Here is a 16,338-nt window from a genome sequence, read left to right as displayed (position 1 = left end):
AATGCATGTATCTAGCGATATCGTCACAAACGTGCAATTGAGGAATCGCCTTGCCCATCGAATCAACGCCTGACGAGAGGCGCGCCTTCGTCCTGTCGAAGCTGGAGGCCAAGGGCAGGCTGTCGACGCAGGAGGTCTCGGCGCATTTCGAGGTTTCCGAGGACACCATCCGGCGCGACTTCCGGGACATGGCGGCGGAAGGCCTGATCAAGCGTGTCCACGGTGCTGCCCTGCCGGTCTCGCCGGGAGGATTGCCCTTCCAGGGACGCTACAAGATCGCGGCCGCCTTGAAGACGCGCCTGGCCAGGGCGGCGGCGCAGCTCGTGCTGCCGGGTCAGGTGGTTATCATCGACGGCGGTACCACCAATCTCGAAGTGGCGAGGCAATTGCCGCGCGATCTCAGGGCCACCATCGTCACCAACAGTCCGCTGGTGGCGACATCAACCACCGAGCATCCGCATCTTGAGGTCATCCTGCTCGGCGGCGTCTTCGACAAGCGCAGCCAGATGGTCCTGGGCGCGCGCGTGCTCGATCAGCTTCACGCCATCAATGCCGATCTGTGCTTCATCGGCGTGCACGGCATTCATGAGGAGTTCGGGCTGACCACCGCCGGCTATGACGAGGCCGCGATCAAGGCCGCCATGATGAAGGCGGCTGCCGAGATCGTCGCAGTGGCGACCCCGGATAAAATCGGCACCGCGGCGGCACACCATTTCGCTGCGCTATCGTCGATCGACACGCTCGTCACCGAAGATACGCCCCGCACCCGCGATCTGCTGGAGAAGGCCGCCATCAAGGCCATCTACGCTTGAGGCGTTGCTCTAAAGCGTTTTGCGATTCGACGGAGTCACCAAGAACCGCAAAGACGCGTCGAAACAATGAGTTAGAGCGAAAAAGCGTTCAGTCGTGAACGCGCTTTGCTCTTGGGGGCGGGTCTTCGGACCCGCCTGCGCTGCCGCTTCATAGGAAGCCGGGCATGAAGACCCGCCCCCCATTTTCGCTCCGTTATGCGGCCCGCTTTTTCGACTGTCGGGAGGCAGCGGCGGCCGCGCCCAAGGCGCCGATACCGGCGCCGATCAGAGCGCAATTGAGCAGTATGCCGATAAGATCGCTGCGATTGGCGGTCGCGATCGCCTGAGCAGCCTGTTCGGCGCCGGCCCCCCCGGCCCTCGCATCCATCATGGCGACCATGCCCGGCTCGCCGCATTTGGGCAGGAGCGTGTATTTGGCTTCGTCGCTGTCGCCATAGATCTTCTCGATGGCCTGCTCGCAGCGCAACCGGTCGGCCGGGGAAACCCCAACCGTGCCGAACTGCAGATAGAGGCCGACACCCAGGAGAACGATCCCGAGGCCGGCATAAAGGAAGGTTTTCATAAAGACAGCTCCGAGATCCGCTTACATGTTCGGATAGTTCGGGCCGCCGCCGCCTTCCGGCGTCACCCAGTTGATGTTCTGGGCGGGATCCTTGATGTCGCAGGTCTTGCAGTGCACGCAGTTCTGCGCGTTGATCACGAAACGCGGATCCTTCTTGGCTGCCTCGTCGCCATAGACAACCTCGTAGACGCCGGCCGGGCAATAGAGCCGGGCCGGTTCGCCATAGAGGGGCAGGTTCTTTTCGATCGGAACCTTGGGATCCTTCAATGTGAGATGAACAGGCTGGTCTTCCTCGTGATTGGTCGAGGACAGGAAGACAGAGGAAAGCTTGTCGAAGGACAGCTTGCCATCGGGCTTGGGATAGTTGATCGGCTTGCTTTCGGCGATCGGCTTCAGCGTGGCGTAGTCGGGCTTGCCATGCTTGAGCGTGCCGAACAGGGAGAAGCCGAGCTTTTCGTTGAGGTGCATGTCGATGCCGCCGAGCACTACGCCAGCGATGGTGCCGAGCTTGGACCACAGCGGCTTGACGTTGCGCACCTTGTAGAGGTCGCGGCCGATCTCGCTGGAACGCCAGGCCGCCTCATAGGAGGCAGGCTCGTCATGCGAGCGGCCCTCGGCCAGCGCCTTGGAAATATGCTCGGCCGCCTGCATGCCCGACAGCACGGCATTGTGGCTGCCCTTGATGCGCGGCACGTTGACGAAGCCGGCCGCGCAGCCGATCAGGGCGCCGCCGGGGAAGGAGAGCTTGGGCACCGACTGGTAGCCGCCCTCAGTGATGGCGCGTGCGCCATAGGCGATGCGCTTGCCGCCCTCGAAGGTCGGTGCGATCAGCGGATGGTGCTTGAAGCGCTGGAACTCGTCGAAGGGCGAGAGATAGGGGTTGGTGTAGTTGAGGTGGATGACGAAACCCACCACCACCTGGTTGTTCTCCAGATGGTAGAGGAAGGAGCCGCCGCCCGTCTTCGAATCCAGTGGCCAGCCAAAGGAATGCTGCACCCGGCCGGGGACATGCTTGGCCGGATCGATCTGCCAGAGTTCCTTGATGCCGATGCCGTATTTCTGGGGTTCGCGGCCGTCGGCCAGATTGAACTTGGCGATCAGCGTCTTGGTCAGGCTACCGCGGGCGCCCTCGGCGAAGAGGGTGTATTTGCCGTGCAGTTCCATGCCGCGGGTGAAGCCGGATTTGGGCTGGCCGTCGCGGCCGATGCCCATGTCGCCGGTGGCGACGCCCATCACCGCACCCTTGTCGTCATAGAGCACTTCGGCGGCGGCAAAGCCCGGGTAGATCTCTACACCCAGCGCTTCGGCCTGAACAGCCAGCCAGCGGCAGACATTGCCGAGCGAGCCGACGAAATTGCCATGGTTCGACATCAGCTTGGGCATGCCGAAATTGGGCAGGCGCAGGGCGCCGGATGGGCCGAGATAGTAGAACTGGTCCTCGGTGACCTCCGTCACCAGCGGGCGGTCCTCCGCCTCGCGCCATTCGGGCAGCAGCTTGTCGAGACCGATGGGATCGATCACCGCGCCGGAGAGGATATGGGCGCCGACCTCCGAGCCCTTCTCCACCACCACCACGCTGGTCTCGGGGTTGAGCTGCTTGAAATGGATCGCGGCCGCCAGGCCGGCAGGTCCGGCGCCGACCACGACGACATCATATTCCATCGCCTCGCGGGGGCCGAGATCGGCACTGTCGGTCATCGAGAAGTCTCCGGTGGTTTTGAAATAGCTTGGAGTGCCCGTGCTTTTTTCACGTTTTTGGAATCGGTGCAAACAAAGCTGCCAGGGTTTCCTGAATTAAGTAACCAATTGGTGCGTTAATGTCACGTTCGCCGGCGCCGCCGGTTCCATCCGCATGCAGCAGGGTTCAGGGTCACGGTATCTTCTCCCGTCGCAGGGTTCGACATGACATCAGCATTGCCGGTAGACCGGCAGGCAGGAAGACACGAAAAGACTATATCGACCGCGGCGATGCCCTTGATCCGTCACTGATTGTCATATTCTCCCGCAAACAGGCGATTGAGGCGTGCGCCGTTCTCGGGTGGGGGCTCCTGCAGGTTCTATACTGACGCGCATGATGCCTGTCCCTTGGGTTACCCTTTCCCATTGCCACGCGTGCTAGGTAGAGTAGGCTGTCTGCGGCTTGCGATCCGTCGGTATGGAGCATACGGGCATGGGCATTCTAGACTTCATCTCCAAGCAATTTATCGATGTCATCCAATGGACGGCCGAGGAAGCGGGGCTGTTGGCCTACCGCTTCCCGATGTCCGGCATGGAAATCCAGAACGGCGCCCAGCTCGTGGTGCGCGAGACGCAGAAGGCGGCCTTCTTCAACGAAGGCAAGATCGCCGATATTTTCGGCCCCGGCACCTATACGCTCACCACGCAGACCCTGCCGGTGCTGACCTATCTGAAGAACTGGGACAAGTTCTTCGAATCGCCCTTCAAGTCGGACGTCTATTTCTTCGACGCCAAAGATCAGATCGACCGCAAATGGGGCACCACCCAGCCCCTCACCATCCGCGACAAGGAATACGGCCCGATCCGCATCCGCGCCTTCGGCAATTATTCCTATGCCATCGGCGATGTCGGCGCGTTCTGGTCGCGCCTGGTCGGTACGGCCGAGCGCTGCACCTCCGAGATGATCGAGGGCCAGCTTCGCGGCGCCGTGCTCACCGCCATCGCCTCGACGCTCGGCCAGAGCAATGTCGCCTTCATCGACATGGCCGCCAATCAGGAGGCCTTCTCGCAGAAGCTGGCGGAAGCCATCCGCCCGGCGCTCCGGGACTATGGCATCGACGTCAAGAGCTTCTACGTCCAGAGCCTGTCGCTGCCGGAGGAACTCCAGCGTATCCTCGACAAGGCGAGTTCGATGAACATGCTGGGCGACCTCAATCGCTACGCCCAGTTCCAGACGGCCGAATCCATCCCGCTGGCGGCCGAGAATCCGGGTGGCCTCGCAGGGGCTGGGGCAGGGCTCGGCGCCGGCATGGCGATAGGCCAGGCCATGGCGCAGGGCTTTGCCAATGCGGCGCCGGCGCCGGCCCCGTCAGCGCCGGCACAGCCGGCCGCGCCTGCGCAGCCGGCGGAGGATCCGATCCAGCTCCTGGAAAAGCTCGGCGGGCTGCTGGCCAAGGGCATTCTGACCCAGCAGGAATTCGACGCCAAGAAAGCCGAACTGCTGTCACGGATCAAATAGACAGGACTTCGCCCCGCTCGCCGGGAAACTCTGCTTGAGAACCGTTTGCCGATAAACGAATTGAAGAGCCTGTCATCCCCGGCTGAGCTACTCACGAGCGTAGCGAGGGAGAGCGAAGGGAAGGGGATCCAGGGGCCATGAATCACACCTATTGGCCCCTGGATCCCCTTCCCTCGGCCTATGGCCTCGCCGGGGATGACGAAGCCCTAATTTCGGAACGGTCATCTTGGCCGAACAGGCCGGTCAATCCCGTGATCCATACGAGGCCCAATGCGTAAATTCGCCTGCCCTTCCTGCGGAGCGGATGTCGTGTTCCGGTCGGCGCAGTCGGTCTATGCCGTCTGTGCCTATTGCCAGTCCATGGTGGTGCGAACCGATGTCGACGTGACGTCGCTCGGCGTGATGGCGGCGCTGCCCGACGACATGAGCCCCCTGCAGCTCGGCACCGGCGGTGTCTTCGACGGGCAGTCCTTCACCATTATCGGGCGCCTGAAGATCGGCTGGAGCGACGGGCTGTGGAATGAATGGCACATGCTGATGGATGACGGCCGGGAAGGCTGGATCGGCGAGGCGCAAGGCTTCTTCTCGGTGAGCTTGGAGGCGGAGGAGACCTCCTGGGGCGGCGTGCGCGAGGCGCTGGATCGCTGCCAGCCGCTGCTGACGGCGAGCGAGAATGGCGCTGCCGACATAAGGCCGGGCTTTTCGGTGTCGGTGAATGGCGTTCAGCTCAGGGCCGTCGACATCAAGCTGGCGACCTGCCTGGGCTCGGAAGGCGAATTGCCTTTCGCAGCCCCCAAGGGCCGGCGCACCGTGTCGATCGATTGTGTCGGTGCCGATGGCGAATTCGCCACGCTCGAACATGATGGCGAGGAGGCCAGTGCCTATTTGGGTCGCTATCTCGAATGGGATGCCTTGCGCTTCTCCAATCTCAGGCCGCTGGAGGGCTGGTGATGGAGGAGCCTCTCGCACCGCCACCATCGGCACCATCCGTGCCTGCGCCGCGGCCTCCCGGTCGGCCGCGAACCTTTGCCTGCCCCAATTGCGGCGGGTCGGTGACGCTGCGCGCCGTTGGCCAGTCGATCAGCGCCACCTGCAGCCAGTGCTCCTCGCTGATCGACGTCGCCGACGAGAATCTGCGCATCATCCAGAAGGCCGAGGCCGTGCTCGAACCCTCGGAGATTCCGATCGGCACCCGCGGGCGGTTGCAGGACGTCGAATGGGAGGTCGTCGGCTATATGCGCCGGAGCGACCGGACGGGATATTACGAGTGGATCGAATATCTGCTCTTCAATCCCTATCGGGGCTATCGCTTCCTGGTTCGGGAAGCCGGCCATTGGACCGTGGTGAAGATGCTCACCCGCGACGTGCCGGCGGCCGGCAGCACCATCGACCTCACGGTCGAGGGGCGCCGCTACGCCTTCTTCAGCAAGGGGCAGGCGCGCACCAAATATGTCGCCGGCGAGTTCTATTGGCGGGCTTCCACGGCGGATGTCACCGAGACGGCTGATTATATCGCGTCGCCTCATCGGCTGATGGTGGAGAGCAACGACGAGGAAATCATCGTCTCCGAAGGCATCTATCTCGAACCCAGTCAGGTGGCCGAAGCCTTCAAGCTGCCGCTTGCGGACGAACGCCATAGACCCGGCGTCAACCAGCCCAATCCGCACCGGCGCTGGCTGAGGGTACCGCTCGCCGCTCTCGGCGTGGCGACGCTGCTGCAGTTCGGCTCGCTCGCCCTCTCGCCCGGGCGCCAGGTCGCCTCGCAGACCTTCACCCTGACCTCCGCCGACAAGGGCAAGACCTTCGCTTCCGAGCCGTTCCGCCTCGACGGCCGTGGCAATGTCGAGTTCGAGACCAGCGCCGAACTGAAGGATGACTGGCTGGAGCTCGACGTCGCTCTGGTCAATGTCGAGACCAATCGCAGCTATCGCGCCACCCAGGGGTTGGAGAATTACAGCAGCGGGCGGGTCACCGAGCGCACCAGCGAATTGCTGGCGCCGGTGCCGGCGGGCACCTACAAATTGCTGATCGATGCCAATGCCGGCCTGTTCAGCAAGGTGGCGGAGACCACGCCGATGGTCGCGCGGGAGGATTATTTGCAGACCTGGCTGCGCAACAATGGCCAGGCCGGCAGTACACCTGCCTCGCAGCCCGCCATCGCCCCCGCACCGCCCAAGCCCCTGCCTTCGGAGACGTTCACCGTGACGGTCCGCCACGACGTGCCGATCTGGTCGAACTATCTCGGTGCCGTCGGCCTCCTGGCCGTTGGTGCCGGCTTCGGTTTCCTCCGGGACAGGCGTTTCGAACAGAACCGCTGGGAACAGGGTGGCATCGATGAGGAAGCGCCCTCGGTTTCTGGCAGTCTGGCGGCGGGAGGCTTCATCGCCGGCGGCGCCAGCAGCGACTCCGATTCCGGAACCGGCAATTGGTGGTCGTCGAGCGACGACGATGACGACGATAGTTCCTCGTCCAGCGATGATTCCAGCAGCAGTTCCAAAAGCGAGGACACGTGAGCAGGATGCAGATGATCTACGCCGCTGCGGTCGTGTTCGGCATGACCCTCGGCAATTTCGGCGGCTATTCGCTGGCCACTATGTGGCACGGCAAACAGACGACCAGCCGCGGCATCAGGAGCAGCGACGATGGCGGCTCCTCCGGCTGGTTCGGCGGCGGTAGAAGCTCCGGCGGCGGCTATTCATATCATAAATAGGGGGCTTTCATGGATGTCTCGGGCCTGATCGAACTGAAATATGTGGTTGCCTCGCTGGTCTATTCCGGCATCGGCCTCGTCGTCTTCGTCATCGCCTTCTGGCTGCTCGACCTGCTGACCCCGAAGGTGCAGGTCTGGAAGGAATTGTGCGAGAAACGGAACACGGCGCTGGCGATCTTCCTGGGCGCCGTGGCGCTCGGCATCGCCATCATCATCGCCTCGGCCATCCATGGCTGATGGCCCTAATGCTCCAGGGACCGCAGGCGTCTCGCCTGCACTTGGAAGCGCAGAGGCAGGCCGATAGAAAGAGCAGGCGAGACTCCTGTGGTCCCAGGAAGAAGCAGTCTCGAAGCAGATTGGGGTAAGGCGCGTTCGTGGAAATCCTGCTGCTCTTCTCGGCCTTCGTGATCGCAACCTGCGGGCTGATCTACGAACTGATCGCCGGCACGCTGGCGAGCTATCTGCTCGGCGATTCCGTCACGCAGTTCTCCACCATCATCGGTACCTATCTCTTCGCCATGGGTGTCGGCTCCTGGCTCTCACGCTATATCGAGCGCGACCTGCTCGGCCATTTCGTCCGTATCGAGCTGCTGGTCGGGGCGGTCGGTGGCAGTTCGGCTGCTGCCCTCTTCATCCTGTTCGACCATGTCGCCTCTTTCCGCCTCTGGCTCTATTCCCTGGTCGGGGTGATCGGCATCCTGGTCGGCATCGAGATTCCGCTGCTGCTGCGCATCCTGGAAGGGCGGCTCGCCTTCAAGGACCTGGTCTCCAAGGTCTTCACCTTCGACTATATCGGTGCGCTCTTCGCCTCCCTGCTGTTTCCGCTGGTGCTGGTGCCCTATCTCGGCCTGATCCGCTCGGCCTTCCTGTTCGGCATCCTCAACACCCTGGTGGCGATCTGGGTGCTGTATGCGATCAAGGCGCCGATACTCCGCCGCGGCGCGCACAAGGTGGCTGCCTTTGTCGTTCTGATCGCGCTCGGCGCCGGCTTCGTCTGGTCCGAACGCATCCAGTCGGTAGCGGAGGCGAGTGCCTATCCGGGCACGGTTGTTTACGCCGAATCCACGCCCTATCAGCGCATCGTGGTCACGCGCCAGCAGCGCGACGTCCGCCTCTTCCTCAATTCGAACCTGCAATTCTCCTCACTCGATGAATATCGCTACCACGAGGCGCTGGTGCATCCGGTGATGAGCGCGCTCAAGGCACCGCGCAGGGTGCTGATCATCGGCGGCGGCGACGGGCTGGCGCTACGAGAGGTCCTGAAATATCCGGCGGTCGAGGCGGTCACCATGGTCGATCTCGATCCGGCCGTGACTCGCCTGTTCTCGCACAACGAGATGATGACGGGCCTCAATGGGGGTTCGCTGTCCTCGCCCAAGCTAACCCTCATCAACGCCGACGCCTTCCTCTGGCTGCGCGAGCAGAAACCGGCCGAGATGCGCTTCGACGCGGTGATCATCGATCTGCCCGACCCATCCAATTTCTCGATCGGCAAGCTCTATTCGCTCACCTTCTACCGCCTCTTGAAATCGGCGCTGAACCAAGATGGCCTGGTGGTGATCCAGAGCACCTCGCCTTTGGTCGCGCGCAAATCCTTCTGGTGTGTCAACAACACGCTGGCGGCGGCCGGCTATCAGACCGCGGCCTATCACCTCTTCGTGCCCTCTTTCGGGGAGTGGGGCTTCATAATCGGCTCCTTCTCGCCCTATCGTCAGCCGGACCGCCTGCCCGAGGGGCTGCGCTTCCTCGACCTCACGACCATGCAGGCGATGTTTCAGTTCCCGCCCGACATGGCCCATGTCGCCACCGCCATCCAGCGCCTCGATGACCAGCCGCTGGTGCGCTATTTCGACGAGGAGTGGGGCAATTACCTCATTTATTAGACATTCGGCTTCGAGCTTACCGCTTTCAGGGCGACCTTCACCGTGACCCGGATCAGCCGCAAGCAATTCCTCGCTTTGGGGGCTGCCTCGCTCGGACTAGCCGGTGCCGGGCTGGTCGGAGGAGACTTGCTGGCGGGCAAGGGGCTGCCGGGAGGCGGCGAGGGCGGCGCTGTTCCCGGTGAATTGGTCGGCGCCTCCTCTCGCATCGGCCACAGGCTGCGGAGCGGTGGCTTCTCCAGCCCGGGGGAGATCCTGAAAACCGGCATCCTTATCGTGGGCGGGGGGATCGCAGGTCTCGGCGCGGGCTACCGCCTGGCCAAGGCCGGTTATGACGATTTCCTGCTGCTCGATCTCGAGGCTTCACCCGGCGGCAATGCCGCCAGCGGCCGCAACGAGGTCTGTGCCTTCCCCTGGGGTGCCCATTACGTGCCGCTGCTCACCGAGGAGGCGAGGGCTGTCAGGGCGTTGTTCCGGGATTTCGGCATCATCACCGGCTACGACGCCAAGGGCACGGCCATCTATGACGACTATGCCCTCTGCGCGGATCCCTCCGAGCGGCTCTATCGCTATGGGCGCTGGCAGGAAGGCCTGATGCCCGCTATCGGTCTCAACGCCGACGAAGAGGCCGACGGCAAGCGCTTCTTTGCCGCGATGAAGGCGTTTCGCCAGCGTATCGGCAGTGACGGTCGGCGCGCCTTCGCCATCCCGCTCGATCTGAGCTCGCAGGATGCCGATTTGATGGCGCTCGACGGCATCACCATGACGGCCTGGATGGAGCGGGAGGGGTATCGCTCGCCGTCCCTGGCCTGGTATGTCGATTATTGCTGCCGCGACGACTACGGCACGCGCTCGCGCGACGTGTCGGCCTGGGCCGGCATTCATTATTTCGCTGCCCGCAATGGCCGCGGCGCCGATGCCGAGGACCAGGGCCTGGTCACCTGGCCGGAGGGCAATGGCTATCTCGCGCGCCGCCTCGCCGAAGCGCTCGGTCCCCGCATACGGACGCGCTCTCTGGCCTACGCCGTCGAGACCGGAGAGGGCGGCGTCGCCGTCGACGTCTGGGACGCGGCTCAAGACAAGGTCTTCCGCATCGAGGCGAAGGCCGCCATCCTGGCGACGCCGCATTTCGTCACAGCGCGGCTGCTGCGCGACCAGAACCTTGCCGCCGGCTTCTCCTATGCGCCCTGGGCGGTCGCCAACATTACGCTGAGCCGCCTGCCCGGCGGCACCGGCGCCAATCTGAGCTGGGACAATGTCGTATTCGACAGCCCCCTGCTCGGCTATGTCGTCGCCACCCATCAGATCACGCAGATGCGCCCGACCAAGACGGTGCTGACCTATTACTGGCCGATCAGCCATCTGCCGCCCGAGGACGCCCGCCGCGAGGCTCTTGCCCGTCCCCTGGCGGAATGGCAGGCGGTCTTCCTGAAGGAACTCCTTGCCGTGCATCCCGAGCTCGAAGGCCATGTCGAGCGGGCCGATGTCTGGATCTGGGGACACGCCATGATCCGGCCGGTGCCGGGCTTCATCTGGGGTGGACAGCGGCGGGCGGGACTGCAGCAGCGGCCGCCGGTCTTCACCGCCCATTCCGACATGAGCGGCGTTTCCATCTTCGAGGAAGCCTATACGCATGGCGTGCGTGCGGCCGAGAACGCCATGGCCTCTCTTGCCCATCCCTTCGAAACGGTGCTGTGATGGCGCGGGCAGAGCAGGGAAAGCCATTGGCAGTGCAGGCACAAACCTCGGGAGCCGAGCCAGACTCGATGGCGGATGGAGCCGCCGTCCAGGCCCGGGCCTTTGCCCCCGGCCTGCATCTGCTCATCGATTTCTGGGACTGCCAGGGCCTCACCGACGCCATGGGCATCGAGCACGCTTTGTGCAAAGCTGCGGCCGCCTGTGGGGCCACGGTGCTCGGCGTCAAGCTGCATGGCTTCGGCGACACCGGCGGCATCACCGGCGTCGCCTTGCTCGCCGAGTCCCATATCAGCATCCACACCTGGCCCGAGACCGGCTATGCCGCCCTCGACATCTTCATGTGCGGGCGCTGCGATCCCCGCCAGGCCCTGCCGGTGCTGGAGGCTCATTTCGCGCCAGGGCGGGTGAAGGTAAGCGAGCATCGGCGGGGATAGGGCAATTGCCCTGCAGGCATCAGCCCTCCTCGGTGCCCATATCGGCATCGGTGAGGTAGATCGTCTCGATCGTTCCCGATGGATGCACGCAATACCAGCTATAGGGGTTCAGTTCCTCGTCTGTGATGATTGAGCGGCAATCCGCGGCCTTCGAAAAATAGAGGGCGAAGCGCCGCTCCTCCTCGATCGAGTCAGCGCCGGGCTGCCAGATTTCCATCAGGAAAGGATAGGTTTCGCTCAGGGGCCGCACGATGACATGGACGTCGAGCGGCGTGTCGCCACCCGCACCCCAGCTCTCAATCATCTCGTCCTTGGAGCCGAAATAGGCGATCGTCCGGTCCGGCTCGAAATAGTGTCGGACGGCGCCTTTGATCGTCTCGGTATCGAGATGACGGTCGATGAAAAGCTGGAAGAAGCCCATGCCTTGCCCGTAGATGTAAAAATCCCGCCGGATCTGAGCCCGGCGGGAATGATCGTTTCCTATTTCGCCCCTATTCCGCTGCGTCCTTGATCGGCTCCGGCGGCGTCCAGCGCAGCACGGGCTGGCGGGCGGCCCTGGTTTCGTCCAGGCGCCGGCGCGGTGCGTGATAGGGGGCGCCGGAGAAGCGCTCCGTCTCGCCGCGCCTGGCGGCCAAAGCAAGGTCGCGCAGCGTAGCGATGAAGAGGTCGAGCGAGGCCTTGGATTCGCTCTCCGTCGGCTCGATCAGCATGGCGCCGTGCACCACCAGGGGGAAATACATGGTCATCGGATGATAGCCCTCGTCGATCATCGCCTTGGCGAAATCGAGCGTGGTCACGCCGGTGTCCTTGAGCCAGGTGTCGTCGAACAACGCTTCGTGCATGCAGGGCTGGTCGCCGAAGGGGGCGGACATCAAATCCTGCAGACTGGCGCGGATATAGTTGGCGGACAGCACCGCGTCCTCCGAGGCCTGCCGCATGCCGTCCGTGCCATGCGAGAGCATATAGGTCAGCGCCCGCGTGAACATGCCCATCTGGCCGTGGAAGGCGGTGAGGCGGCCGAAGGGCGTCTCGCCATTCATCACCTCTTCGGCCCGCTCGACCAGCACGCGGGCATTGACGACATAGGGGAAGGGCGCGAAGGGCGCGAGCTTGTCGGAAAGCACCACCGGCCCCGCGCCCGGCCCACCGCCGCCATGGGGCGTCGAGAAGGTCTTGTGCAGGTTGATATGCATGGCATCGACGCCGAGATCACCGGGGCGGACCTTGCCGACGATGGCGTTGAAATTGGCGCCGTCGCAGTAGAAATAGGCGCCCGCCTCGTGCACCACATCGGCGATGGCACGGATATCACGCTCGAACAGGCCGCAGGTGTTGGGGTTGGTCAGCATGATCGCGGCGACATGCGGCCCCAAAGCCTTCTTGATTTCGGCCGGATCGACGGTGCCGTCCTCGCGCACGGGGATGGATTCCACCGAAAAGCCGATCAAAGCGGCAGTGGCCGGATTGGTGCCATGGGCCGAGTCGGGCACCAGCACGACCTTGCGCGTATCGCCTTCGCCCCTGGCCGCGATGGCGGCCTTGATCGCCATCATGCCGCAAAGCTCGCCATGTGCCCCGGCCTTCGGGCTCATCGCTACGGCCGGCATGCCGGTGAGGGTCTTCAGATAATGGGCGAGATGGTCGATCACCGCCAGCGCGCCGGGCACGGTCGAGATCGGCTGCAGCGGATGGATATCGGCAAAGCCTGGCAGTCGCGCCACCTTCTCGTTGAGGCGCGGATTGTGCTTCATGGTGCAGGAGCCGAGCGGGAAAAGCCCGGTATCGATGCCGAAATTCTTCTGGCTCAGGCGCACGAAATGGCGCATCGCCTCCGGCTCGGAGAAACCGGGCAGGCCGATCGGATCCTTGCGCTCGAAGGCGCCGAGCCTCGGCTCGAAATCCTCGACCTCCTCGACGTCGACGCCGGTCACGTCGGTGCGGCCGGTCTCGAACAGCAAAGCTTCCTCGATGATGAGGGCGCGGTTGCCGGTGAAGGTGGGATGGGACGCCTCGGCGCCATCGCCGGGGGAGGAGGGGCGTCCCTGACGGTTCAACATCAGACCAGCTCCTTCAGGGCACTCACGAGGGCGGTGCGGTCCTCGTCGGTATTCACTTCGGTGGAAGCGATGATCAACAGATCCTTCAGCTCGGCATTGGGCGACAGCCGCGAATAGGGCACGCCTCCCAGAATCCCCCTGGCGGCCAGCTTTTCTAAGAGCGAGGCGGCACTGCCGGGCACCCGAATGGCGAATTCGTTGAAGAAGCTCTTCTGGATGATCTCGATTCCCTTCACCTTGGTCAGCATGTCGGCCAGCTTCACCGCATTGGCGTGGTTGACGAGAGCGAGCTTGCGCAGGCCCTTCTCGCCGAGCAGCGCCATGTGGATGGTGAAGGCGAGCACGCACAGGCCGGAATTGGTGCAGATGTTGGAGGTCGCCTTGTCGCGGCGGATATGCTGCTCGCGGGTGGACAGGGTCAGCACGAAACCGCGCCGGCCCTCGGCGTCCACCGTCTGGCCGCACAGGCGGCCCGGCATCTGGCGTACATATTTGTGCCTGGTCGCGAACAGGCCGATATAGGGCCCACCATAATTGAGGGCATTGCCGATCGACTGGCCTTCGCCGACCACGATGTCGGCGCCCATTTCGCCCGGCGATTTGACGAGGCCGAGCGAAACCGCTTCGGTGAACACCGCGATCAAGAGGGCGCCGGCCTTGTGCGCCGCCTCGGCGATCGGAGTAAGGTCGCGCAGATTGCCGAAGACGTCCGGGTTCTGCACCACCACGCAGGAGGTTTCCCCGTCGATTTCAGCGATCAGATCCTCGCTGCCGTCGACGTCGGCAGGCATGGCCACTTCGTGATGGCCGGCCATTTTCGAGATGGTGTGCACCACATCGGTGTAGTGCGGATGCAGGCCGCCGGAGAGGATCGCCTTGGAGCGGCGCGTGACGCGATGGGCCATCAGCACGGCCTCGGCCGTGCCGGTCGAGCCGTCATACATCGAGGCATTGGCGACTTCCATGCCGGTCAGCAACGCGACCTGGGTCTGGAACTCGTAGAGATATTGCAGCGTGCCCTGGGCGATCTCGGGCTGATAGGGCGTGTAGGAGGTGAGGAATTCCGAACGCTGGATCAGATGGTCGACGGTTGCCGGCACGTGGTGCTTGTAGGCGCCGGCCCCGACGAAGAAGGGCACCGAGGACGCCGTCACATTGCGCGAGGCGAAGGCGATCATGATCTTCTCGACCGCCATTTCGCTCTTGGTATTGGGCAGAACGGGGGGCGCCTTCAGAAGCTTGTCGGCGGGGACGTTGGCGAAGAGATCGTCGATGCCGTTGACGCCGATCTTCGCCAGCATGGCGCTGCGATCATCGGCGGTCAGGGGTAGATAGCGCATGGATCAGGCTCCGATATGGGCCTTGTAGGCCGCATCGTCCATGAGGGCATCGAGCTCGGCCGGATTGGAGAGCTTTATCTTGATGAACCAGCCCTTGCCGAGCGGGTCCTCGTTCACCGTGGAGGGAGAGTCGGGCAGGCCCTCGTTCGCCTCGATCACCGTGCCGGATACCGGGGCATAGACTTCGCTGGCGGCCTTCACCGATTCAACCACCGCGGCTTCGTCGCCCTGCTTGAGCACTTTGCCGGTGGCCGGAAGCTCGACGAACACCACGTCGCCGAGCTGCGACTGGGCGTAGTCGGTGATGCCGATCGTGGCGACGTCGCCCTCGACGGACACATATTCGTGGTCGCTGGTGAACTTAATCGTGGCCATGGTTTTCCTCAATCTCTGGATAGCTCAGGAACGGTGGAAGCGGTGCGGGGCGAAGGGCAGCGGTACGACCTGGATCGGCACATCCTTGCCGCGCAATTCGACGGTGAGGCCGGTGCCTTCGGCCGCCAGGGCAGGGGCCACATAGCCAATGGCAATGGGGCCGGCCACGGTGGGGCCGAAGCCGCCCGAGGTGACGATGCCGACGGTCTCGCCGGCCTTGTTCTTCAGGGCCGCGCCCTCGCGTACGGGCGAGCGCCCTTCCGGCTTGAGGCCGACGCGGATGCGAGCGGGCCCTTCCGCGATTTCGCGCTGGATGCGGGAAGCGCCGGGAAAGCCGCCCTGTTCGCGCCGGCGCTTCTGGATCGACCAGAGAAGACCGGCCTCGATCGGCGAGATCGTGGGATCGAGTTCATGCCCATAGAGGCACAGGCCGGCTTCCAGGCGCAGCGAGTCGCGGGCGCCGAGGCCGATCGGCTTGACCCGTTCGTCCGCGAGAAGCGTGCGCCAGAGCGCAACGGCCTTGTCGTTGGGAACTGAAATCTCGTAGCCGTCCTCGCCGGTATAGCCCGAGCGGGAGAGGCCGACCGCAATGCCGTCGAAGGTCGAGCGGTGGGAGGCCATGAAGGGCATGGCTCCAGCGTCCGGGCAATGATCCGCCAGCACGGCGGCAGCGAGAGGGCCCTGCAGCGCGAGCAGGGCATAGTCGGCGGCGACGACCAGCTGGGCACTGTCGCCGATCTTGTCGCGCAGGAGCGCAAAATCGGCTTCCTTGCAGCCGGCATTGACCACCAGGGCGAGCTTGCCGTCTTCGGCGGGGTCGGTCGAGCGCGCCACCATCAAATCGTCGAGCGTGCCGCCCTCGTCGTTCAGGAACTGGGTATAGCGCTGGCGGCCAGGGGCGAGATTGAGAATATCGGCCGGCACCAGGGTTTCCAGGGCCGCAGCGACGGCGTCATGGCTGTCGGCGATGAGATAGGCCTGCCCCATATGCGATACGTCGAACAGGCCGGCGGCGCTGCGCGTGTGGTTGTGCTCGGCGATGATTCCGGTGGGATACTGGACCGGCATGTCGTAGCCGGCAAACGGCACCATGCGCGCGCCGAGGGCGACATGCTCGGCATGAAGAGGAGTCTTTAGGAGCGTTTGCGGATCTGGGCTTGCGGCTGGCTCGGCCATGGGGACTCCGGCAAAAGGGTGCACGCCGGACGAATGTCCGGTTGTGCCCCCTCTGTCGCGGTTACCTGAGAGATTTCGCGATTCCGCACCCTGGGGAA

Annotated in this window: 16 protein-coding genes; 9 read left to right on the top strand and 7 right to left on the bottom strand. The window is 63.9% G+C overall.

Annotated elements, in window-relative coordinates:
* Window positions 1-50: 50 nt before the first annotated feature.
* Window positions 51-812 carry a DeoR/GlpR family DNA-binding transcription regulator gene (locus tag ACN6KF_RS15530; protein ID WP_434957699.1) on the top strand — a complete coding sequence of 254 codons (762 nt, stop codon included), beginning with the start codon at window positions 51-53 and terminating at the stop codon, window positions 810-812.
* A 193-nt stretch (window positions 813-1,005) separates the two neighbouring features.
* On the opposite strand, the gene ACN6KF_RS15525 is transcribed toward ACN6KF_RS15530, so the two are convergent.
* Both ACN6KF_RS15525 and ACN6KF_RS15520 read right to left on the bottom strand, forming a co-directional pair.
* Window positions 1,006-1,374, bottom strand: coding sequence for a hypothetical protein (locus tag ACN6KF_RS15525; RefSeq protein WP_434957698.1), 369 nt, complete (start codon window positions 1,372-1,374; stop codon window positions 1,006-1,008).
* Between the two features lie 21 nt (window positions 1,375-1,395).
* The gene (locus ACN6KF_RS15520) at window positions 1,396-3,072 is read right to left on the bottom strand and encodes an electron transfer flavoprotein-ubiquinone oxidoreductase (protein WP_434957697.1); all 1,677 of its coding nucleotides are present in this window, start codon (window positions 3,070-3,072) and stop codon (window positions 1,396-1,398) included.
* A 472-nt stretch (window positions 3,073-3,544) separates the two neighbouring features.
* Here ACN6KF_RS15520 and ACN6KF_RS15515 point away from each other — a divergent pair, with 472 nt between their 5' ends.
* From ACN6KF_RS15515 to speD, 8 genes are all read left to right on the top strand, one after another.
* Window positions 3,545-4,570, top strand: a complete 1,026-nt coding sequence (locus ACN6KF_RS15515) for an SPFH domain-containing protein (protein ID WP_434957696.1) — start codon at window positions 3,545-3,547, stop codon at window positions 4,568-4,570.
* Between the two features lie 270 nt (window positions 4,571-4,840).
* Window positions 4,841-5,521, top strand: coding sequence for a DUF4178 domain-containing protein (locus ACN6KF_RS15510; RefSeq protein ID WP_434957695.1), 681 nt, complete (start codon window positions 4,841-4,843; stop codon window positions 5,519-5,521).
* Complete coding sequence (locus tag ACN6KF_RS15505; RefSeq protein WP_434957694.1) at window positions 5,521-7,083, top strand: DUF4178 domain-containing protein; 1,563 nt, start codon at window positions 5,521-5,523, stop codon at window positions 7,081-7,083. The genes ACN6KF_RS15510 and ACN6KF_RS15505 overlap by 1 nt, the downstream gene beginning before the upstream one ends.
* Window positions 7,084-7,088: 5 nt before the next feature.
* The gene (locus ACN6KF_RS15500) at window positions 7,089-7,280 is read left to right on the top strand and encodes a hypothetical protein (RefSeq protein WP_434957693.1); all 192 of its coding nucleotides are present in this window, start codon (window positions 7,089-7,091) and stop codon (window positions 7,278-7,280) included.
* 9 nt (window positions 7,281-7,289) lie between these two features.
* A complete protein-coding gene (locus ACN6KF_RS15495; protein WP_434957692.1) occupies window positions 7,290-7,517 on the top strand; it encodes a DUF350 domain-containing protein in 228 nt (75 codons plus the stop codon).
* A gap of 137 nt (window positions 7,518-7,654) precedes the next feature.
* A complete protein-coding gene (locus tag ACN6KF_RS15490) occupies window positions 7,655-9,163 on the top strand; it encodes a polyamine aminopropyltransferase (RefSeq protein ID WP_434957691.1) in 1,509 nt (502 codons plus the stop codon).
* Window positions 9,164-9,205: 42 nt separating this feature from the next.
* Window positions 9,206-10,858, top strand: coding sequence for an FAD-dependent oxidoreductase (locus ACN6KF_RS15485; RefSeq protein WP_434957690.1), 1,653 nt, complete (start codon window positions 9,206-9,208; stop codon window positions 10,856-10,858).
* Between the two features lie 68 nt (window positions 10,859-10,926).
* Complete coding sequence (gene speD / locus ACN6KF_RS15480; RefSeq protein WP_434957689.1) at window positions 10,927-11,292, top strand: adenosylmethionine decarboxylase; 366 nt, start codon at window positions 10,927-10,929, stop codon at window positions 11,290-11,292.
* Window positions 11,293-11,311: 19 nt separating this feature from the next.
* Here the strand turns inward: speD and ACN6KF_RS15475 are convergent, their stop codons facing one another.
* From ACN6KF_RS15475 to gcvT, 5 genes are all read right to left on the bottom strand, one after another.
* Window positions 11,312-11,713 (bottom strand): hypothetical protein, encoded by a 402-nt coding sequence (locus tag ACN6KF_RS15475; protein WP_434957688.1) that lies wholly within the window; start codon window positions 11,711-11,713, stop codon window positions 11,312-11,314.
* Between the two features lie 70 nt (window positions 11,714-11,783).
* The gene (gene gcvPB / locus ACN6KF_RS15470; RefSeq protein WP_434957687.1) at window positions 11,784-13,349 is read right to left on the bottom strand and encodes an aminomethyl-transferring glycine dehydrogenase subunit GcvPB; all 1,566 of its coding nucleotides are present in this window, start codon (window positions 13,347-13,349) and stop codon (window positions 11,784-11,786) included.
* Window positions 13,349-14,689 carry an aminomethyl-transferring glycine dehydrogenase subunit GcvPA gene (gcvPA, locus tag ACN6KF_RS15465; RefSeq protein WP_434957686.1) on the bottom strand — a complete coding sequence of 447 codons (1,341 nt, stop codon included), beginning with the start codon at window positions 14,687-14,689 and terminating at the stop codon, window positions 13,349-13,351. Before gcvPA ends, gcvPB begins: the two co-directional genes overlap by 1 nt.
* Before the next feature lie 3 nt (window positions 14,690-14,692).
* Window positions 14,693-15,064, bottom strand: a complete 372-nt coding sequence (gene gcvH / locus ACN6KF_RS15460) for a glycine cleavage system protein GcvH (RefSeq protein WP_322430885.1) — start codon at window positions 15,062-15,064, stop codon at window positions 14,693-14,695.
* A 24-nt stretch (window positions 15,065-15,088) separates the two neighbouring features.
* Window positions 15,089-16,240, bottom strand: coding sequence for a glycine cleavage system aminomethyltransferase GcvT (gene gcvT, locus ACN6KF_RS15455; protein ID WP_434957685.1), 1,152 nt, complete (start codon window positions 16,238-16,240; stop codon window positions 15,089-15,091).
* Window positions 16,241-16,338: the final 98 nt, after the last annotated feature.

The organism is Labrys methylaminiphilus subsp. lupini, from assembly GCF_051161885.1.
GTDB lineage: Bacteria > Pseudomonadota > Alphaproteobacteria > Rhizobiales > Labraceae > Labrys.
The sequence above is the reverse complement of the archived record's forward strand: the minus strand, read 5'-3'. Positions and strand labels throughout refer to the sequence as shown.